Source organism: Oceanobacillus limi (genome assembly GCF_900111445.1).
GTDB classification, from domain to species: Bacteria; Bacillota; Bacilli; order Bacillales; family Amphibacillaceae; genus Ornithinibacillus; species Ornithinibacillus limi.
This window is the reverse complement of record NZ_FOHE01000022.1, coordinates 1-19454: the sequence shown is the minus strand read 5'-3', so window position 1 is coordinate 19454 and position 19454 is coordinate 1. Positions and strand designations below refer to the sequence as shown.

Here is a 19454-nt window from a genome sequence, read left to right as displayed (position 1 = left end):
CGAGCCCCCGGAATCGACGTTCAAAGCGAGAAATCAACGTTCGAGCCGCTGGAATCGACGTTCGGGATGGGAAATCAACGCACGAGCCCCGGGAATCGACGTTTAAAACGAGAAATCAACGCACGAGCCCCCGGAATCGACGTTTAAAACGAGAAATCAACGTTCGAGCCCCCGGAATCAACGTTCGAGCCCCGGGAATCAACGTTCAAACCAATAAATCAACGCCCATCCCCAGAGAATCAACGTTCAAACCAAAAAATCAACGCCCAGCCCCAAGGAATCAACACTCCCCCCTAAAAGAGCTGTTCACAAGACAATCGCCCAAAAACCTAACCCACTTCATCCTCTGATGCAGCAATATTGGAGAACTGGTGATAAGACATGTAGTGTTCTTTTGAGATAGCAAATAGGTCATAAATTTCATCATTTGCATTAATTTCTTCATAGACGTCAGCATAAATAGAGTTACCTAAGGCAACATAAGGGATTTTCAGTACAGCCTTTAAGGAGCGGGTGTTTGTTTTTCTAACTTTCATGAAGATCGTTTCGATTGATGTTTGATAAAAGATCTCTTCAAAAAATTGCTCTTTTGCTAGCTTATTATAGCCTTTACCGAAGTATGGCTGGCCGATCCATGTTGCTAAAAATCCCTGGTTGTTTTTTATATCAAATAAATTAATGGTTCCAATTGGGTGATACTGATCATCGACGATCGTTCGAGAAATTAGTTCGCCGTTTGCTTCTGCTTCGATCGTTTGTCTGGTTAGGAAGTAGAATTCATCGCTTGTAGCCGCCTTTTGTCGGACATATGGGAACACTTCCGGGTGAGACATTAATTCAAATAACACGGGTACGTCATGTAAATCACGTGGTTTTAGCATAAAAAAAGCCCTCCTTAAAGCAGGAGGGTTCCATAGAAGCTACTAGGAGCACTTGGAAAGAGACCCACCCGCGAATTTTTAGTTAAATTTCAACAAAAATTCGGGGTGGGAATCGAACCCACTAGAACCAGAAAACTGGTGGCGCACCATTTGCCTTCCCTATGTAATTTGATATTCATATCATACTATCTTTTTTTCAAAAAGGGAATCGGTTTTTTACATAAAAATAACGACAAATTTTTACAATTTCCCTCGATGGATATTTTTCAATGCTGCTTCTAATTCAGGATAAATAAATTGGTATTGATGTGTCTCTGCCTTTTGTGGTAATACGTATTGCCCTTTAAGAACGAGCTGGCTCATTTGACCAGTTGCAAGGCGAAATAGTGGGGCTGGAGTAGGGAACCAATATGGGCGATTCATGACCTTCGCTAATACTTTGGTGAAGTCTTTATTTCGTAATGGATTCGGTGCTGTGAAATTAACAGGGCCACGGATATTTTCATTTAATAAACAGAAGTTTAGTAGCTCGGTCACATCATCAATATGAATCCAAGAAAGCCATTGCTCGCCACTCCCAACTTTTCCACCTACAAATAATTTTACGGGTAAGCTCATCAGTGGGAGTGCACCCGATTTTCCAAGGATCACACCGAATCGAGCATAGATGGTACGAATGCCAAAATCCTCTGCTTGTTTTGCTGTTCTTTCCCACTCGACGACAACACGTGCGAGAAAATCGGAACCAGGTTGCTCCGTTTCCTCGGTGAAAATCAGGTCTTCAGACATGCCATAATAACCAACCGCAGATCCGTTAATGAATACGTCCGGTTTCTCTTCTAGTTTCTCGATCATTTGAATCACTTTTTTTGTTGTTTCAATTCGACTGTTTAATATGGCTTCTTTCTTTTGTTTGGTCCAATACCCAAACAAGGATTCGCCAGCAAGGTTAATGACCCCGTAGATAGTTGGAAGTTCTTCAACAGGATGATCATACCCGATAAACGTACTGTTATTTGAATTTGCAGAATTAGCTGGAGATCTTGTGAGGATGTATGTATGATACCCCTTTTGATGTAAGGCAGCTACAAGATGTTTCCCAACAAAACCAGTCCCACCTGTTAGTAAAAAATTCATCAATATACCTCCTAAATCCGAGATCGAACTCCATGCATTTTTGCCTTTGTTATTAGTATATGTTATCGGAATTGAATCTTACAGTGTTTTTCCTTTAAAACATGTTAAAATGTAGGAAAGGGGGACATGTTCGATGAAAAAAATATCCCGCATAACGACTCAGAAGAAAAGTAAAAGCAGATACAATATCTATTTGGTAGAAGGTGATCGTGATACATACGGCTTTAGTGTAGATGAAGCGGTTTTAATCGAGCATAACCTTCGCAAAGGACTCGAGTTGGATGAAGCAACAATGGAGACACTGAAACGAAAAGATACCCTTCAGAAGGCATATACACTCGCAGTGAATTTTCTAAGCTATCGCATGCGTACAATAAAAGAAATGAATGATTATTTAGTGAAAAAAGAGGTAGATGAAGAGCATATTGATCCTATCATCGATAAGTTAATCAAAGAGGGTTATCTTAACGACAAAGAGTTTGCCAAAGCATTTGTCCAAACGAGATTAAATACATCCCATAAGGGGCCACAACTTGTAAAGAGAGAGTTGATTGAAAAAGGAGTAGCTTCAGGAATTGCCACGGAAGCAGTAGGCATGTATACCTATGAACAGCAATTTGAAAAAGCTGAGAAATGGGTAGAAAAGAAAATTCGTTCAAGCAAAAAAGATTCCTTCAAAAAACAATCCCAGCAACTTCAATCAAACCTCATGCAAAAAGGGTTTACCCAGGATGTTATTCAGGATGTCCTGCAATCCTTCCAAGAAGCGAAAGATGATCATACAGAATGGGATGCACTGGTTTACCAAGGGGAAAAGCTAGTTCGAAAACATGAACGAAAATATAGCAGTTTTGAATTAAAGAGTAAAGTGAAGGAAGGGCTTTATCGAAAGGGCTTTTCAATGGAGAATATTAAACGGTTTGTAGAAGAATACGTAGAAGATGGAAGGGATTAGTCCTTCCATCTATTTGTATATTGTTTGCTTCATCCGTTTTCTAAATATAGACTTATGCTCAAAACAAAGCTTTTATTTATCAATAAAGATCTCTTTCCTGCCATCATCTTCTTCAAAGATTTGTTTGGCAACTACTTCGGGACCTTTAAATTTATTTGGGTTATTTATATGAGATGTCTTGTCCCAAAATGGGGTGTTCATACCACCCATATAGACGGCCGTAATGGAAAAGCTCTCATGTTCCCACTCCTTTTGTAAGCTTTCGGTAAAACCTCGTACAGCATATTTACTTGCACAATAAATCGACTCATTAACTTTACCGCGGAGTCCAGCTGTCGAAATGATGGTTAACATTCTTCCTTTACTCTCACGAATTAAAGGCAATGCAGAACGTACAGTCAGGATCGTACCCTTTACATTGGTATTCAATGTCTTTTCGATTTCTTCTAAAGAATAATCCTCAACAGCTCCAAAAATTCCTATCCCAGCATTGTTGATGAAAACATCTAGCTCTCCGATTTGCTGAAAAGCAATGCTGACGGAAGCATATTCCTGAACGTCGCAAAGTACAACCTCAGCGTTTCCGCCATCCTCTAAAATTTCATGCTGTACCATATGTAGCTTTTTACCAATTCTTCCTAATAAATATACCTTGTACCCGTGGTGGGCATATTGTTTTGCTAATGCTCTACCTAACCCACTTCCAGCACCTGTTATAGCAACAGTTGGCATCTAATCTACCCCCTAAATTTGAAACGTGATAATGATAGCTTCATCCCCAAAAAGATACCATTTCAACAATTAATGTGCGCTTCATCATTTTCATTGTCCTAAACTATTGGTAAAATGTAAAATGATAGGGTGAAGGGAGCAGACAAAATGAATTACAGATATAGTGATTATTCAATTGAACAATTGCGACAAGAAATCGGGATTCTGAAAGAAAAGGCGCAAAAGGCCGAACAGTTAGGGAATATTAGTGAAGTCGCAGTTAATGAACGAAAAATGCAGGTTGCATTAGCATATACATTAAACCCAGAGGATTATAAGGCTGGAGAAACATACGGGCTGAATACTGACCCTGGATATAAATTTAAAGTGAATTATATTAATGGGGTGTTTGCATGGGGACACCGTGTAAACTTATTAAATGAAACACACGAAACAGAGGAAGCCATTCCAATTTCCTTATTAAGTACAAAAATGAAGGATAAATAGCAAAAAACAGCAGGCGAGTACCTGCTGTTTTTAAATGGGATTGTCACCAACATATAACTTATTTTGTAATTTGTGCTCCGAGAAGATCCAGCCAGTGTAAGAGCTAACTACGTTTTTATCTGGGTCAATTTGCACGACCGCAACAAACGGATAATACCCTCTGGAACGATAGCGTAGGTCAATGAAACGAACCTCTGTATAATCTTCAAATTCATTAATTTCCCATCGGTAAACAGGTGAAAAGGAAAGAAATGCGGAGACATTTTTATCTGAAATAGCAATATCCATCACATCGGAGTCTGGTAAGGCTACTTTATGGAACTCATCGACAATATCGATGTGTCCATTTTCGACAACGCCAACATAAAACTTAGAAGGTGTTGTAATGGCAACTCGCCAATAATTTTGCTTTAACGTTGGCGATGTGGCAATTTTTTCAACATCTGGAAAGTGATCATGAATCTTATTGACAATTTCCTTCTTATCCATATACCGCTTGATGTAATATAATAATATTACCGCATAAATGACTAAAAACGTATAGCCCGGGTGTGCACCTAATATCCATGCACCAATTCCGGCTAGATGCAATGTGAAAATATACGGGTCAAACGTATTAATAAATCCATGTGCTACCCATTTATTTGTAAATGGCCGATACGCTTGTGTGCCATATGCATTAAAGATGTCGACTAAAACATGTATAATAACAGCGGCAAATGTCCAGCCCCATAAATGCCAAAAGCTAATTTGCGGGGTAAACATATGAATGATTGTTGCAATCAAAACCCCCCATATAATAACAGCAGGGATGGAATGTGTTATGCCACGATGATGTCGGATATAAGTAGCATTGTTTTTTAGTTTTAAAACAGTATCAAAGTCTGGGGCGTGTGAGCCTACGATTGTGCCAACTAAAATAGCATTGAATAATGTAGGATCGTTTTGCACTGCTGGATCCAATGTAGATAATCCGGCTAATGCTGCACCCATAGCAATATGGGTTCCTGTATCCATAAATGAATTGCCCTCCTTGGACGAAATCTTGGTAAGCATCAAATGAAACAACTGGCGATGAAAGGCATCATCGTTATTTTAGCTCTATTTATTGTACCACAAAGGAAGTGAATTTATGTTTAATGATACATTACAGGATTTTGACATTTCAGGGTTTCAAGATGATTTGGTGTCCTGGTACAAACAAAATAAACGAGATTTGCCATGGCGTGAAAATCAAGATCCATATCGAGTTTGGGTTTCTGAGATCATGTTACAGCAAACAAAAGTCGATACGGTTATACCATATTTTTATCATTTTTTAGAGAAGTTTCCAACTGTTTATGAGCTGGCAGCAGCGGATGAACAAGAGGTTTTAAAAGCGTGGGAAGGGCTTGGTTATTACTCTAGAGCGAGAAACCTTCAGCACGCAGTTCGAGAAGTCGTGGAACAATATGACGGAGAAATTCCAAGTACTCCCGAACAGTTAGGGTCCTTAAAAGGTGTTGGTCCATATACGAAAGGTGCAATTTTATCGATTGCGTTCGATCAACCCGAGCCAGCTGTAGATGGAAACGTAATGCGTGTTTTTTCGCGGGTGTTAAAAATAGAGGATGATATTGCTCAAGCACGAACGAAAAAACAATTCGAACACTATACACGTGAATTAATATCGAAAGAAGACCCATCCTCTTTTAACCAAGCGATCATGGATCTTGGTGCAACAATTTGTACGCCAAAAGCTCCTACTTGTATGTTATGTCCAGTTAACGAATATTGCAGGGCGTTTGACGCAGGAATCGAGGAACAATTGCCAGTTAAGTCAAAAGCGAAGAAACAAAAGATCGTTCCATATGCAGCCTTGGTGATTATGAATGAAGCAGGTCAAGTTGCGATTGAACAACGTTCCGAGCAGGGGTTACTAGCAAGCCTTTGGCAATTCCCAATGATCCCATTAGTAGAAGTTGGCCAGGACCATATGGAAAATTGGTTTCGTTCGCAATATGGTATAAATATAACCATCGGATCAAAGGAAGGAAACGTAAAGCATACCTTCTCGCATTTGAAATGGAATTTAGATATTTATAAAGCAAAAACAGAGCATCTGACGGATGGAAACAATACATTGACCTTTGTTAATAAAGAAGACCTGGACAAGTATCCATTCCCAGTCTCCCATCAAAAAATTAAAAATTACTTATAAAGCGACCTGTAAGCCTCTGCACCACGTTACCATATAATGGTACAAGTTAATTTGAAAATGAAGTGGATAACAAATCGTCTTCTGGAAAGATTAATTATTGCGGAGGTGATATTGATGGCTAAAAATCCTAAACAAACTGCTTCAGGTACTAACGTTCAGCATGTAAAACAACAGAACCAAAAAGCAGCACAACAAGGACCACAAGCTGGCCAACAAGCAGGTCAAGGACAGTTTGGTACAGAATTTGCTTCTGAAACAGATGCTCAACAAGTAAGAAAGCAAAACCAAAAATCTCAGCAAAACAAAAAATAAGTTACCTACCCTCAAATTTTAATGCGAAAAGAGCTTCCAATCTTCTGGAAGCTCTTTTTTATGGTTGGAGTCAAAAGCACATTCACAAAATGAATTCGCGGTCATAATACTTTATATTTCAATATTTACACTTTATAATAGAGGACATATTAAAAATGATACATGTCTGAGCGATTGTGTATAGAAAGGAATTACGACATGGCTGCTCCGAAGTCAGGATCCAAAATACAAATACATAGCTATAAACATAATGGTAGTCTCCATCGCGTTTGGGAAAATAGTATTGTGTTAAAAGGGACAGAAACAGTTGTAATCGGAGCAAATGACAAAACCGAGGTAAGGGAGAGTGACGGAAGGACATGGACAACACGAGAACCAGCCATATGTTACTTTCATTCCAAGCATTGGTTTAATATTATAGGAATGCTTCGAAACGATGGGATTTACTATTACTGTAACATTAGCTCCCCATTTGTATATGATGAAGAGGCATTAAAGTATATAGATTACGACCTTGATTTAAAGGTATATCCCGATATGACGTTTGATATTTTAGACGAAGATGAATATGAATTACACAAGAAACAAATGAATTACCCAGTTGTATTAGACCGGATTTTATATAATAATATTGAGTATTTGCAACGTTGGGTAATGCAACGGAAAGGCCCTTTTTCACCAGGTTTTATCGATCAATGGTATGAACGCTTTTTAACCTACCGATGGTAACGAGATTTGTCGCACATGTTTAGAAGTAGGTATTGAATGAAATGGTAGAGGTAGATAAGACTTTACTCTAAGGATGGTATCAAAATTAGGAATATGTCCTTGTTACGTAATAGGTAACAAGGCTTTTCTACTTTTAACCCGCTACTTTAACAAATGCAGGGTTCAATTTATGTAACTGGTGGCGGTAATGTCACCACTGATGGAAAGGTTTAATTAGGAAACAACTAATGTAAAACACTCTAACATAAGGAAGTTGAGATCATGAGCAGTGTAAAGCAGTATATGAAATTTGTAGCACCCTACAAATGGAAAATCGTTTGGACAGTGATTATTGGAATATTTAAATTTGCTATCCCGTTGTTAATCCCCCTTATTTTGAAATATGTCATCGATGATATTATCGATCCAGACAATGTCAAAGGACTTACGCGTGAAGAAAAATTAACTCAGTTGTTTTGGGTAATGGGTGGATCCTTTATCGTATTCTTAGTGTTACGACCACCTATTGAATACATTCGACAATATTTAGCCCAGTGGGTAGGGAATAAAATCCTTTACGACATAAGGGATCGCCTCTTCGATCATCTACAAAAACTGAGCCTAAAATTCTATTCTCAGACAAAAACCGGGGAAATTATTTCCCGGGTAATACATGATGTCGAACAAACGAAAAATTTCGTGATGACTGGATTAATGAATGTATGGCTAGATCTTATCACGATCACAATTGCTATCATCATTATGTTGACCATGGATGTTTGGTTAACGATTGTTGCTATTATTTTATTCCCTTTATTCGGCTTTTCGATCAAATTTTTCTATGGGAAGTTACGTCAATTAACGCGAGAGCGATCGCAAGCTTTAGCAGAAGTTCAAGGGCATTTACATGAACGTGTGCAAGGGATCCCAGTGACGAGAAGCTTTGCCCAGGAAGATTATGAACAAGGACAATTCGGAGAGCGAAATGATAATTTCTTGAAAAAAGCATTAGATCATACGAGCTGGAATGCAAAAACTTTCGCCGTAACGAATACAATTACCGATTTGGCCCCATTGCTTGTTATCGCGTTTGCTGGGTACCAAGTTATCAATGAAAGTTTGACACTCGGAACCATGGTAGCTTTTGTCGGATATATGGAACGCGTGTATAGTCCATTACGTCGATTAATCAACTCATCCACTGTATTGGTTCAATCCATTGCATCCATTGATCGTGTTTTTGAATTAATGAATGAAGAATACGACATTGTCGATAAACCAAATGCAAAAAAACTCAACCGAGTAAATGGGCAAATTAGCATTGAAAATGTTTCCTTCCGTTATGAGGATGAGGAAGACGACGTGCTGAAAAATGTCAGCTTAGACGTAAAAGCCGGGGAGACGATCGCATTTGTCGGAATGAGTGGTGGAGGAAAATCGACATTAATTAGCTTACTTCCACGTTTCTATGATGTAACTAGCGGTTCAATAAAAGTCGATGGAATGGACATTCGCGACGTTCAAGCCCGTTCACTACGAGATAACGTTGGAATGGTATTACAGGATAATATCTTGTTTAGTGAATCGATCGCAATGAATATTCGTATGGGAAATCCATATGCAACCGACGAAGAAGTGATCGAAGCGGCAAAAGCAGCGAATGCACATGGGTTTATTGAGGAACTTCCAGAAGGCTATGATACGTTAGTCGGTGAGCGAGGAGTCAAACTTTCAGGAGGACAAAAGCAACGCATCGCGATTGCGAGGGTATTTCTGAAAAATCCACCGATCCTTATTTTTGACGAAGCAACATCTGCATTGGACCTGGAAAGTGAACATACAATTCAGGAAGCGGTAGAGAAACTCGCTTCTGACCGAACAACATTTATCGTTGCCCACCGACTAGCGACAATAACACACGCAGACCGCATTGTCGTTATTGAAAATGGAGAAATAACAGAAGCAGGTTCACATGATGAATTAATTAACAAGCAAGGCAGTTATTATGATTTATACCAAGTTCAACATTTAGATTAAAATGAAGAGGCTGAGACAAAATTATTTTACTTAAGGTATGTAAACGCAGTTATTATGAACCTAGCAGCGAAATGAAATGACATTGTTGGTTGCATATAAACCGCTACAGAAATACATTTCGCTTTCCGCGGGCGGCTGGTGAGCCTCCTCGTGCTGACGCACTGTGGGGTCTCACCGATGCCTTTCCTCCCGCAGGAGTCTCCATGTATTTCCTCCGCTAGTTCTTAGCGTAATACTTTAATTTAACCTGATCCAATATCAGCGTAGGCAGAATATGAAGACTCCAGCGGGAACAGCACGTGTCCGAAGACCCCCGCACGATGCTCCTACGTCTACTAGCAATTCTTCGAAGCCAATTCCTCGGCGCAAGGGAACAATGAAGCATATTCAAGTAGTACCCTGGCTGAGGCCGGGCCCGCGGAAAGCGAAGTATTCTGCCGAAGCGGTATTTCAGTACTTTATTAAGTAATTAGAGTCAATCAATAAAAGCGGAACAATTTAGACATCTATATCCTAATTGTTCGTCTTTAGAATAGATCTTTTTAGTTTTATCCCAACTTCTATTTATGTGTCGTGAGGTAGGAGTGAATGCTCTAAAAAAGAGGATAAGCGCTCCAAACCGATGTATAAGTGATCCAAACTAGCAAATAACCGGCTCTAAACTAAGTAATAACCCCTCCACCCCAACGAATAACCACCCCCACCCAAAGAAACTCCATCCCCACAAAAAATGCACTCGCCACTATAGCGAGTGCATTCGTATTAATCTCTAGCCATAATCTCAAACGCATGAGCAACTGCTTCAATTGTTTGATTGATATCTTCTTCGGTATGCTCGGTAGTTAGGAACCATGCCTCATATTTAGATGGGGCGAGGTTGATTCCTTGATTCAACATTAGCTTGAAGAATCGACCGAATGCTTCGCCGTCACTTGCTTCTGCGCCAGCATAGTTGGTCACCTTTTCTCCGTCACCGAAGTATACCGTCAATGCGCCGCGTAAACGGTTAATGGAAATGCTAACTCCGTGTTCGCGAGCTTTTTCTAAAATGCCTTCTTCCAAACGGGCTCCTAATTGATCCATTTTTTCATAGACGCCTTCTTGTTGTAGGACTTCTAAGCAGGCAATCCCAGATGCCATGGATGCAGGGTTTCCGGCCATTGTTCCGGCTTGGTAAGCTGGTCCAAGTGGAGCGACTTGTTCCATTATGTCTTTTCTGCCACCGTATGCTCCGATTGGGAGTCCACCACCGATAATTTTACCCATTGCCGTCATGTCTGGTTCGATGCCGTATACTTGCTGGGCACTTCCATAAGTAAAGCGGAATGCGGTGATCACTTCATCATAGATGACCAAGGCACCTGCTTCATGGGTTAAATCATTGACGGCTTGTAAAAATCCGTCATGTGGTTCGACAACACCAAAGTTACCGACAATTGGTTCGACTAAAACGGCTGCAATTTGATCTCCCCACGTATCTAGGGCGTGTTTATAGGCATCCAAATCATTAAACGGTACCGTGATAACATCTTGTGCTACCGATTCTGGAATTCCAGCAGAATCTGGTGTCCCTAATGTAGATGGGCCAGAACCAGCTTCGACAAGTACTGCATCAAAATGGCCATGATAGCTTCCGGCGAATTTGATGACTTTTGTGCGACCTGTATAGGCACGGGCAACTCGAATTGTTGTCATTACAGCTTCTGTTCCAGAGTTAGTGAAGCGTACCTTTTCAAGAGAAGGGATTGCTTCTTTTAACATTTTGGCAAATGTATTTTCTAACTCGGTCGGTGTTCCGTATAAGACGCCATTATTCGCTGCGTGGGTAATGGCTTTTGCGATATGTGGGTGAGCATGTCCTGTAATGATTGGTCCATAAGCAGCTAAATAATCAATATATTTATTGCCGTCCACATCCCAGAAGTATGCTCCTTTGGCACGCTCCATGTAGACGGGAGTTCCACCGCCGACCCCTTTATATGCTCGTGATGGGGAATTGACACCACCGACGATATGTTCTTGTGCTTCTTTATGTAATGCTTCAGATTTTGAAAAGTCCATTAACTGTAATCCTCCTAATTATAACTTCCTCTCTAGTTTAACCCGTTTCAAAAATAAATGACAAGCTTTCAAGAAATGCGCATACGTATAGAAGTATAAGACAAAGCAGAAGGAGATCATATGAGTTTGCTTTCATGGATATTCGTTGCAGCGATTTGCTATATCGTGATCAAGAGTCTATCGACATTTATTAATGGAAGAAAATATAGCTTGGGATCGGAAATGCGCCAAAGTAGTTTCTCATTAGAAATTTTTTATACGTTACTCGTCACCTATGCCATCATTATAATTGGTTTTGGATTAATCTATCTGATTCTTTCGTTTGAGGATATTTTATTAGTAGAAAATGGGGAGCTACGAGATGTAAATTTGTTAGGGACGATCATTCATTCCATGTATTTTAGTGGAGTGACAATGTTGACGATTGGATATGGTGATATCACACCGATCGGGATTGGGCGGCTGATTGCATTAATTGAAGCCCTAATTGGATACATCTTACCAACTGCATTTGTATTACGTTTGGTACAGAATACACGGGATAAACTCGATGAATAGCATCTGTTTCTAGCAAATGTTATAGTAGAACTAGAATCATTGTTTGGAGGGTTTATACATGACAATTGAAGTTGGAAAACAAGCACCAAACTTTACTTTACAAAATCAATCCGGTGAAACAGTTCATTTATCTGATTATAAAGGCAAACATGTCGTATTATACTTTTACCCAAAAGATATGACTCCAGGGTGTACGACAGAAGCATGTGATTTCCGTGATAATCATGAAAGCTTCGGAGAACTAGATGCTGTAATTCTTGGCGTCAGTCCAGATCCTGTCGAACGTCATCAAAAGTTTATCGACAAGCACGAGCTACCGTTTGAGCTACTAGCGGATGAAGATCATAAAGTAGCAGAAGAATATGGCGTATGGAAATTGAAAAAGAACTTTGGCAAAGAATACTATGGTATTGAACGCTCTACCTTTATTCTTGATAAAGAAGGAGTTCTGCAAAAAGAATACCGTAAAGTAAAAGTGAACGGACATGTGGAAGAGGCGTTAACGTTTATTCGAGAAAACTTAGCTTAATCTATTGAAAATGACCGGTTCCGTGTTGCGGATTTAATTCGCGCGCGGAACCTTTTTACTTTCTAATTTCCCCCGAACCTCAATTAAATAGCATTCTCCATGAATTACCATATATTACTTTTCTATTACATAGTGATATAAACACATCTTAAGGAATAGGATGTACTAAATGGAAAGTACAACTTGTAAAGAGGTGGGTAAAAGTGGGCTTATATGAATCTGTCCGAACGAAATCAACCTATTTTGTGCAGATTAATCTATTCTTTATGGTCAAGCGCACGTTGGATATTGCTGTTAGTTTGCTCCTATTAATCTTGTTATCTCCATTAATGGTGGCAATTGGCTACCGACTCTATAAAAAAGAAGGGAAGCCGATTCTTTTTCGGGAGCTATGTGTTGGTAAGAACGGACGAACCTTTATCAAGTATTCATTCCGAACGATGATGAATACGTCCAAGGTAATTCGATCCCTTCCACCGCATCCTTTTCCGAGTTCATGGGAAAAGGGAGTTCCAAACTATTTCAAATTTAGTAGAGACAAGAACAAAGTATATACATTAACTGGAACATGGCTACGAAACTATCATTTCGATAAAATTCCGCAATTAATAAACGTCTTAAAAGGTGACATGAGTTTCGTTGGCCCAAGCCCAGAAATTCCTGAAATAGCCGATTACTATAATCGTTACCAATCAAGTCGACTAAAAGTACGACCAGGAATTACGGGGTATGCACAGATGAAGGGTGCATCGAATAACAACCATGGTCAGAAAATAAAGTACGACTTGTATTATATTCATAACTATTCCTATAAATTGGATGCAAAGATCCTTTATCGTTTTATCAAGGACATATTTACAAAAAAATAACCGAATCTTTCCTCTTCATTTATTCACAATTTTGTGGAAAACGTTTAGTATAGAAATAGACTTCAAGAACAAATGAAGGGGGATATGTTTTTGGTTATTCTTTTTTCCGCAGCGATTTCGAAAAAGCACCAAGATGCTCTAAAAGAAAAATACCCAAATCAAACATTTCTATTTTGTGAAAATATGTCTGAAGCACAGGATAAATTGTCTGAGGCTACAATTCTCGTTACATATGGGGAAGATTTAAACGAGTCATTGATCGAACAAGCAGCAAAGCTTCAATGGATCATGGTGATATCTGCTGGGATGGATCAAATGCCATTCGAAGCAATTGCCAAACGCGGTATACTCGTTACCAATTCAAGGGGAATTAGCAAAATTCCAATGGCCGAATATGCGATCTCGATGTTCATGCAAGTATATCGCCAAGCCCCACAATTATATGAGAATCAAAAAATAAGCAAGTGGGATCGTTCTGTTCGCATGTTAGAAATTACTGGGAAGACGATGGTTGTTCTCGGAACTGGTGCGATTGGACAGGAAACAGCACGACTAGCAAAAGCGTTTCATATGACAACCTATGGTGTATCACGAAGCGGTAGACCAGTGGAATATTTCGATGAAACCTATAAAACAGCAGAGTTAGAGAAGGTTCTTTCCAAAGCTGATTTTATAGTTGCGGTTCTACCAAGTACAGAAGAGACACAATACTTATTAACCGAAGCGCATTTCAAGCAGATGAAAAATGACGCCGTGTTTTTAAATATGGGTCGTGGAGATCTTGTGAAAAGTGAGGTAATCCTTCAAGCAGTTAGAGAAGATCAAATTGCCCATGCTGTCTTGGATGTATTTGAAGAAGAACCACTTCCAGAAGATCATGCCTTATGGAATGAGGAAAAGGTTACGGTGACTCCACATTTATCTGGAATCTCACCGCATTATCAGACCCGCGCATTAGATATTTTCACAAACAACTTAGATACCTACTTAGCAGATAAGGAAGAAGGATATATTAATAAAATCGATGTTTCAAGGGGGTACTAACGATGCGAATTTACACACGTTCGGGTGACAAAGGAAAAACGTCTTTAATTTATGGAAAACGCGTGGCCAAGAATGATGTTCGAGTCGAAGCTTATGGTACATGTGATGAAGCAAATTCCATGATCGGTTTAGCGCTTAGTTTTTTAGATGAAAAGGATTGGCCGGAGAAGGATGCCTTTTTAGAGACGATGCATCGCGTGCAAACGATTCTTTTTCATGTTGGGGCAGAGCTTGCTACACCGAGTGACAAGGAAGTAATGTGGAAGCTGAAGCAAGAACATATCGATGAATTAGAAAAACAAATTGATGCATGGGATCAAGAGTTGGATACGTTAAAAAACTTTATCCTCCCATCAGGAAATAGTGCTTCAAGTGCCTTACATACGGCAAGAACAATTGCTCGTCGTGCGGAAAGAACAGCGATTGGAGTAGGGGAAGAAGTCAATCCATTAGTTGTTTCCTATTTGAATCGGTTGTCTGATTTTCTATTTGTCGCAGCACGCTATGTGAATAAACAATTAGGTGGTAAAGAAATTCCATTACATGCCGATTTGTAAGCCAATTTGTAAGATAGAAGCAAGCAGAGAACACTAATCCTGCTTGCTTTTTTTTATTATAATTATTAAGCCATTAATTCCAGTAAAGACAAGTTTTTTCTAAAAAAATGCCCTCGTTAGTTATAATAATTACTGTAGTTCAATATACTTATATTGACAGGATGCTATGCAAAGGCGTACACTATTTATAAAGATTATAATCTAATAATATTATTATTCATAGAACTCCTATTGAAAGCGAGGTGCATGGCGGTGTCTGAGGAGAGGTTACAAAAAGCAGTTGATCGGTTGAAAAAATCGGGTGTCCGGATAACACCACAACGTCATGCGGTGCTTGATTATCTACTTAACTCGATGGTACATCCAACAGCTGATGAGATCTACAAAGCACTAGAAGGAAAATTTCCAAATATGAGTGTAGCCACCGTTTATAATAACTTACGTGTATTACGTGAAATTGGATTGGTTCGAGAGTTAACATATGGTGATTCATCTAGCCGATTTGATTGCAATACGACAGATCACTATCATGTTATTTGTGATTCGTGTGGCAAGATCGTTGATTTCCATTATCCATCATTGGATGAAGTGGAATCATTAGCTGAACAAGTAACAGGTTTTGAAGTTAGTCATCATCGAATGGAAGTGTACGGCAAGTGCGAAGACTGCCAAAAAGTCAAAACACAAAAACACTAAAATGAGTGAAAGCCAAATGCGAATGGACGCACTTGGCTTTTTAAATGCTACCGTATGGAGATGGAATTTTAATGGAGTCGAACAGACACCCACTCACGGACACTATTGATGAGCCAAATCCTAGAACATTCCATTAACTCATGCACGTTAATTCTTCGTTCGGTAATTACTCCATCCTGTAAGAGCTGTTCGCGATAGGTGCCAGCTAACAGCCCGCAAGCAACTGGAGGCGTGTATAGGTTATTCCCCAGTTCTACAACAAGATTCCCCATCGTAAATTCCGTTACTTCCTCATCTTCATTCCATAAGAGTACATCAAACATATCAGGAGCTTCTTTCAATCGATCCGTATACATTTTCCGATTCGTTGTTTTATGGTATAGATAAATATCCTTATTTTCTATCGGCGTTTTACTTAAGCAGACATTAACGGAATCCGGAGATCCGGCGTATTCCTTAATTTCCGTCTCTACTTTCCCATTATTTGATACAAGTAACCGTACTCTCCAAAAATCCCGTGGGTACTTTTTTGCTAGATCAAGTAGCATTTTCCTAACTTTTACGATATCCACTGGAAAATGAAAATATACTGCTGATTTCTGCAGGCGATTTAGGTGCTGATCCAATACAATGTAATTTCCGTTGTTTAATCCGAGGGTCTCTAGTAATTGAAAATCTTCGTTCTTCTCGGATAATATTTTCGCCTTTGTTCGCATTTCCTCATATTCCTCTTCATTAGTAGAATCCCATGTAATCCCACCACCAACACCATATTGGGCATCGCCAGTTTGGTTATCGATTAACACCGTTCGAATTGGCACATTAAAAATGGCTTCCTTATTAGGTGTGATGTACCCAATCGTTCCACAATAGATTTCTCGAGGACTCGTTTCTAGTTGATTAATGATATTCATTGTACTTACCTTTGGAGCACCGGTTATGGATCCACAAGGAAAAAGCGCTTGGAAAATATCATGGATTTTGGTCCCTTGTTCGACTTCCGCCGTTACCGTTGATGTCATCTGAAGGATAGTTGGATATTTCTCAATAGTAAAAAGCTCAGGTACACGTACCGTCCCAGGTTTGGCAATCCGCCCTAAATCATTGCGTAATAAGTCCACAATCATCACATTTTCCGCACGATTCTTTTCTGACTCGTATAACCATTGGGCATTCTGATCATCTTCTTCTGCCGTTTTCCCACGCCCAACTGTTCCTTTCATTGGCTTTGTCGTTATTTTATCATGGTCAACATGAAAGAATAATTCAGGTGAGGCAGATACAATCGAATAATCGCCTGTATTAAGAAACGCACTATAATTTGCCGATTGGGAATCGGCTAATTGTTTGTAATAACCAAAGGGATCCCCGCGAAAAGTGGAAGATAACCGAGTCGTATAATTCACTTGATATGTATCACCTTGTCGGATATGTTCTTTAATTTGATCAATGGACTGATTATATTCCGAGCGATCCGTTTGGGTAGTCCAGTTGGACGTGTAATAAGTACTTGTATTCGGAGCGTTCGTTTCGGTTGGGTGATCAAAGATGGCAAACCATAAAAGCGGTATTTTCGCATCTTTGTTCACTTGGAAAGCCTGTTCAAAAGCAGGGGCAGCCTCGTAGGACATATATCCAGCAGCATATTTTCCGTTATCCACCGCCTCCTGAACTTTTTCTAGTGAGGGAATGACCTCTTCCACGGAGGTAGCTATAATAATATCAGTTGGATCTTGAAAGAGAAGGGATTCTTTTTTTCCGTTTTTATTCATGAAATCAAAGTATAATGTTGGATTCACCTTGTATTCCCCCTATGTTGAAAAAAGTTATCTAATAGTTGTAAGCCTTCCTCCGTTAAAATTGCCTCCGGGTGTGCTTGAATTCCTTCTATAGAATACTCCTTATGACGCAAAGCCATAATTTCTCCTTCATTGGTTTCGGCACTAATCTCGAAACAGCTAGGCAATGATGCTTTTTCTACTAGTAATGAATGATATCTAGTTACGTTGAGTGGGGTGCTCAGATTTTGAAAGATTCCAGCTTGGTCATGTTGAATCGTAGAAACTTTTCCATGCATTGGCTGGGAAGCATGAATTATTTTTGCCCCAAAAGCTTGGGCAATGATCTGATGCCCTAAACAAACACCAAGGATAGGAATCTTATGATAGAAGTAATCAACTACATCGAGGCAAATCCCTGCATCATCAGGATTTCCTGGTCCAGGTGACAGGAGAATATGAGTTGGATTTAATTCTTCAATATCTTCTATTGTAATTGCGTTGTTTCGTACGACATGTACTTCCTTGTCCAATTGTCGAATATATTGAACCAAATTATATGTAAATGAATCGAAGTTATCGATAACTAATATCATATCAATCATCCTTTGCTAGCTATTCAAATTTAAATACAGATAAAGCCTCCTTCATTATATTTTCAAGGTATAAAAAAATCCACCAATTTTGGTGGATAGTTGTTACACTCGGTAGAAAGGAAAAATGAAAAAGTTCCTATTCTATATTCGGAAGTGGTAAAGGGACTTTGTATCCGAAGTTTTTAGTTTTTCTTTTGATATTTTCGCTTGTTGTACTTTTCGTCAAACTCTTTTCCTTCAAGATCTTTATCTAATGTTAATGGCTGATCACAGTGCATGCACGCATCAACACGACCTAGCATTTTTGTTGGTTTATCACAGCTTGGACAAATAATCGACACAGCGCGAACCGAGAATAAGCCAATCCAGAAATAAACGACACAACTAAATACAATGAACAATACTCCAATTATAAAGAATAACGCCATAAGCCATTCAATCTTCTTGGTTAGAATGCCGCCATACATAAACGCAAAACCAACAAAGACCATAATTAAAGCAAAGGATCGGATTTTATTTATTTTGCTTGAATAGACAAGTTGAGCCATACTTATATTTCCTCCTTCAATCATTCAACCATAGTATAGCACATTTTGGAGAATCATTAGAATGATAAAAGGAAGCAGCAGGAAAGATACGTATTGTGTGGAATAAGAAGGGAATATAAATGTTGGCTTGTTTCTGCATATACCTGGCGGGCCAACATAAACGGGACGTCCTGTCGCATTGTCGGCATTATTCCCTGTGCGTTTCAAGCTCTACTTTAAACTTATGAGGAAAAACCAAGGAGGTTAAGTAGGGGATCAATGGAACGTAAATGTCCGATTCGTTCATCTAACAATCAGAGCGGGAGAGAAAGCCCCACTAAATGAAGAGTGGTTTTAAGATGATATAGTAGATAATGGTCTAAAGTGACTCCTATCGAAAGGTAATTATTTAAATTTAATTAAGTGTTGACTTCTGTCATATAACCATGGTAAAGTAAGAAACGTCGCAAATGACATTGGCATTTAACGACATATCACAAAAAAATATATCAAATTCCTTGTTGACATCAACTTGGTTACATGATATATTAATTGAGTCGCTGATTTAAAAGGCGATCTAATCTACTAAACGACAGCAATTAACTTTTTGAAAAAAGTTGTTGACTTGGAAATGTAGATGTGGTAAGATATAAAAGTTGCTAACAAAAGCAACGAAACAATTTGCTCTTTGAAAACTGAACAAAACAACTAGTATGTTAAGATGAAAAACAACCTCGTTTTTCTAACTTATTTAAATCTAGAAGCTAGTGTTTCTAGTAGCTAAGAATTAT

The 19454-nt window shown here is 39.1% G+C and carries 20 protein-coding genes; 12 read left to right on the top strand and 8 right to left on the bottom strand.

Translation table 11 applies throughout. The features are described 5' to 3' along the window. Positions 1-329: 329 nt before the first annotated feature. Positions 330-881 carry a GNAT family N-acetyltransferase gene (locus BMX40_RS16980; RefSeq protein WP_090872176.1) on the bottom strand — a complete coding sequence of 184 codons (552 nt, stop codon included), beginning with the start codon at positions 879-881 and terminating at the stop codon, positions 330-332. Positions 882-1121: 240 nt separating this feature from the next. Beyond that, on the bottom strand, positions 1122-2018 hold the full coding sequence (locus BMX40_RS16975) for a TIGR01777 family oxidoreductase (RefSeq protein WP_090872174.1): 897 nt from the start codon (positions 2016-2018) through the stop codon (positions 1122-1124). 133 nt (positions 2019-2151) lie between these two features. Here BMX40_RS16975 and recX point away from each other — a divergent pair, with 133 nt between their 5' ends. Then, on the top strand, positions 2152-2973 hold the full coding sequence (recX, locus tag BMX40_RS16970) for a recombination regulator RecX (protein WP_090872172.1): 822 nt from the start codon (positions 2152-2154) through the stop codon (positions 2971-2973). A gap of 72 nt (positions 2974-3045) precedes the next feature. Here the strand turns inward: recX and BMX40_RS16965 are convergent, their stop codons facing one another. After that, positions 3046-3705, bottom strand: coding sequence for an SDR family NAD(P)-dependent oxidoreductase (locus tag BMX40_RS16965; protein WP_090872170.1), 660 nt, complete (start codon positions 3703-3705; stop codon positions 3046-3048). Positions 3706-3852: 147 nt separating this feature from the next. Here BMX40_RS16965 and BMX40_RS16960 point away from each other — a divergent pair, with 147 nt between their 5' ends. Continuing rightward, the gene (locus BMX40_RS16960) at positions 3853-4191 is read left to right on the top strand and encodes a YfhH family protein (protein WP_090872167.1); all 339 of its coding nucleotides are present in this window, start codon (positions 3853-3855) and stop codon (positions 4189-4191) included. A gap of 30 nt (positions 4192-4221) precedes the next feature. Here BMX40_RS16960 and BMX40_RS16955 read toward each other — a convergent pair whose 3' ends face one another. Beyond that, positions 4222-5208: a metal-dependent hydrolase gene (locus BMX40_RS16955; protein WP_090872165.1), complete on the bottom strand. Its 987-nt coding sequence runs from the start codon at positions 5206-5208 to the stop codon at positions 4222-4224. A gap of 115 nt (positions 5209-5323) precedes the next feature. Here BMX40_RS16955 and mutY point away from each other — a divergent pair, with 115 nt between their 5' ends. The 4 genes from mutY (at position 5324) to BMX40_RS16935 (ending at position 9448) form a co-directional block, all read left to right on the top strand. After that, a complete protein-coding gene (mutY, locus tag BMX40_RS16950) occupies positions 5324-6391 on the top strand; it encodes an A/G-specific adenine glycosylase (RefSeq protein ID WP_090872163.1) in 1068 nt (355 codons plus the stop codon). Between the two features lie 114 nt (positions 6392-6505). Further along, positions 6506-6703, top strand: a complete 198-nt coding sequence (locus tag BMX40_RS16945; RefSeq protein WP_090872161.1) for a gamma-type small acid-soluble spore protein — start codon at positions 6506-6508, stop codon at positions 6701-6703. Positions 6704-6901: 198 nt separating this feature from the next. After that, a complete protein-coding gene (gene ntdP / locus BMX40_RS16940; protein WP_090872159.1) occupies positions 6902-7432 on the top strand; it encodes a nucleoside tri-diphosphate phosphatase in 531 nt (176 codons plus the stop codon). A 261-nt stretch (positions 7433-7693) separates the two neighbouring features. Next, positions 7694-9448, top strand: a complete 1755-nt coding sequence (locus tag BMX40_RS16935; protein WP_090872157.1) for an ABC transporter ATP-binding protein — start codon at positions 7694-7696, stop codon at positions 9446-9448. A 762-nt stretch (positions 9449-10210) separates the two neighbouring features. Here the strand turns inward: BMX40_RS16935 and BMX40_RS16930 are convergent. Continuing rightward, positions 10211-11509 carry a glutamate-1-semialdehyde 2,1-aminomutase gene (locus tag BMX40_RS16930; RefSeq protein WP_090872155.1) on the bottom strand — a complete coding sequence of 433 codons (1299 nt, stop codon included), beginning with the start codon at positions 11507-11509 and terminating at the stop codon, positions 10211-10213. Positions 11510-11629: 120 nt separating this feature from the next. Here BMX40_RS16930 and BMX40_RS16925 point away from each other — a divergent pair, with 120 nt between their 5' ends. The 6 genes from BMX40_RS16925 (at position 11630) to perR (ending at position 15762) form a co-directional block, all read left to right on the top strand. Next, the gene (locus BMX40_RS16925; protein ID WP_090872153.1) at positions 11630-12067 is read left to right on the top strand and encodes a potassium channel family protein; all 438 of its coding nucleotides are present in this window, start codon (positions 11630-11632) and stop codon (positions 12065-12067) included. A gap of 58 nt (positions 12068-12125) precedes the next feature. Next, positions 12126-12596 (top strand): thioredoxin-dependent thiol peroxidase, encoded by a 471-nt coding sequence (gene bcp, locus BMX40_RS16920; RefSeq protein WP_090872151.1) that lies wholly within the window; start codon positions 12126-12128, stop codon positions 12594-12596. 203 nt (positions 12597-12799) lie between these two features. Continuing rightward, positions 12800-13465: a sugar transferase gene (locus tag BMX40_RS16915; protein WP_090872149.1), complete on the top strand. Its 666-nt coding sequence runs from the start codon at positions 12800-12802 to the stop codon at positions 13463-13465. A 90-nt stretch (positions 13466-13555) separates the two neighbouring features. Beyond that, the gene (locus tag BMX40_RS16910) at positions 13556-14509 is read left to right on the top strand and encodes a D-2-hydroxyacid dehydrogenase (RefSeq protein ID WP_244513647.1); all 954 of its coding nucleotides are present in this window, start codon (positions 13556-13558) and stop codon (positions 14507-14509) included. A 2-nt stretch (positions 14510-14511) separates the two neighbouring features. Continuing rightward, a complete protein-coding gene (locus tag BMX40_RS16905; protein WP_090872145.1) occupies positions 14512-15066 on the top strand; it encodes a cob(I)yrinic acid a,c-diamide adenosyltransferase in 555 nt (184 codons plus the stop codon). A 246-nt stretch (positions 15067-15312) separates the two neighbouring features. Continuing rightward, positions 15313-15762, top strand: coding sequence for a peroxide-responsive transcriptional repressor PerR (gene perR / locus BMX40_RS16900; RefSeq protein WP_090872143.1), 450 nt, complete (start codon positions 15313-15315; stop codon positions 15760-15762). A 68-nt stretch (positions 15763-15830) separates the two neighbouring features. On the opposite strand, the gene pabB is transcribed toward perR, so the two are convergent. The 3 genes from pabB to BMX40_RS16885 all read right to left on the bottom strand — a co-directional run bounded on the left by pabB (position 15831) and on the right by BMX40_RS16885 (position 18684). Further along, a complete protein-coding gene (gene pabB / locus BMX40_RS16895; RefSeq protein ID WP_342028693.1) occupies positions 15831-17561 on the bottom strand; it encodes an aminodeoxychorismate synthase component I in 1731 nt (576 codons plus the stop codon). Beyond that, entirely contained in the window at positions 17558-18136 is a 579-nt protein-coding gene (locus BMX40_RS16890; RefSeq protein WP_090872141.1) for an anthranilate synthase component II, read from the bottom strand. The genes pabB and BMX40_RS16890 overlap by 4 nt, the downstream gene beginning before the upstream one ends. A gap of 182 nt (positions 18137-18318) precedes the next feature. Beyond that, positions 18319-18684 carry a YgzB family protein gene (locus BMX40_RS16885; protein ID WP_090872138.1) on the bottom strand — a complete coding sequence of 122 codons (366 nt, stop codon included), beginning with the start codon at positions 18682-18684 and terminating at the stop codon, positions 18319-18321. Between the last annotated feature and the right edge of the window lie 770 nt (positions 18685-19454).

Coding starts and splice junctions, on each gene's coding strand:
- BMX40_RS16980 (WP_090872176.1), bottom strand. CDS start 881: ATGCTAAAACCACGTGATTTACATGACGTACCCGTGTTATTTGAATTA.
- BMX40_RS16975 (WP_090872174.1), bottom strand. CDS start 2,018: ATGAATTTTTTACTAACAGGTGGGACTGGTTTTGTTGGGAAACATCTT.
- recX (WP_090872172.1), top strand. CDS start 2,152: ATGAAAAAAATATCCCGCATAACGACTCAGAAGAAAAGTAAAAGCAGA.
- BMX40_RS16965 (WP_090872170.1), bottom strand. CDS start 3,705: ATGCCAACTGTTGCTATAACAGGTGCTGGAAGTGGGTTAGGTAGAGCA.
- BMX40_RS16960 (WP_090872167.1), top strand. CDS start 3,853: ATGAATTACAGATATAGTGATTATTCAATTGAACAATTGCGACAAGAA.
- BMX40_RS16955 (WP_090872165.1), bottom strand. CDS start 5,208: ATGGATACAGGAACCCATATTGCTATGGGTGCAGCATTAGCCGGATTA.
- mutY (WP_090872163.1), top strand. CDS start 5,324: ATGTTTAATGATACATTACAGGATTTTGACATTTCAGGGTTTCAAGAT.
- BMX40_RS16945 (WP_090872161.1), top strand. CDS start 6,506: ATGGCTAAAAATCCTAAACAAACTGCTTCAGGTACTAACGTTCAGCAT.
- ntdP (WP_090872159.1), top strand. CDS start 6,902: ATGGCTGCTCCGAAGTCAGGATCCAAAATACAAATACATAGCTATAAA.
- BMX40_RS16935 (WP_090872157.1), top strand. CDS start 7,694: ATGAGCAGTGTAAAGCAGTATATGAAATTTGTAGCACCCTACAAATGG.
- BMX40_RS16930 (WP_090872155.1), bottom strand. CDS start 11,509: ATGGACTTTTCAAAATCTGAAGCATTACATAAAGAAGCACAAGAACAT.
- BMX40_RS16925 (WP_090872153.1), top strand. CDS start 11,630: ATGAGTTTGCTTTCATGGATATTCGTTGCAGCGATTTGCTATATCGTG.
- bcp (WP_090872151.1), top strand. CDS start 12,126: ATGACAATTGAAGTTGGAAAACAAGCACCAAACTTTACTTTACAAAAT.
- BMX40_RS16905 (WP_090872145.1), top strand. CDS start 14,512: ATGCGAATTTACACACGTTCGGGTGACAAAGGAAAAACGTCTTTAATT.
- perR (WP_090872143.1), top strand. CDS start 15,313: ATGGCGGTGTCTGAGGAGAGGTTACAAAAAGCAGTTGATCGGTTGAAA.
- BMX40_RS16890 (WP_090872141.1), bottom strand. CDS start 18,136: ATGATATTAGTTATCGATAACTTCGATTCATTTACATATAATTTGGTT.
- BMX40_RS16885 (WP_090872138.1), bottom strand. CDS start 18,684: ATGGCTCAACTTGTCTATTCAAGCAAAATAAATAAAATCCGATCCTTT.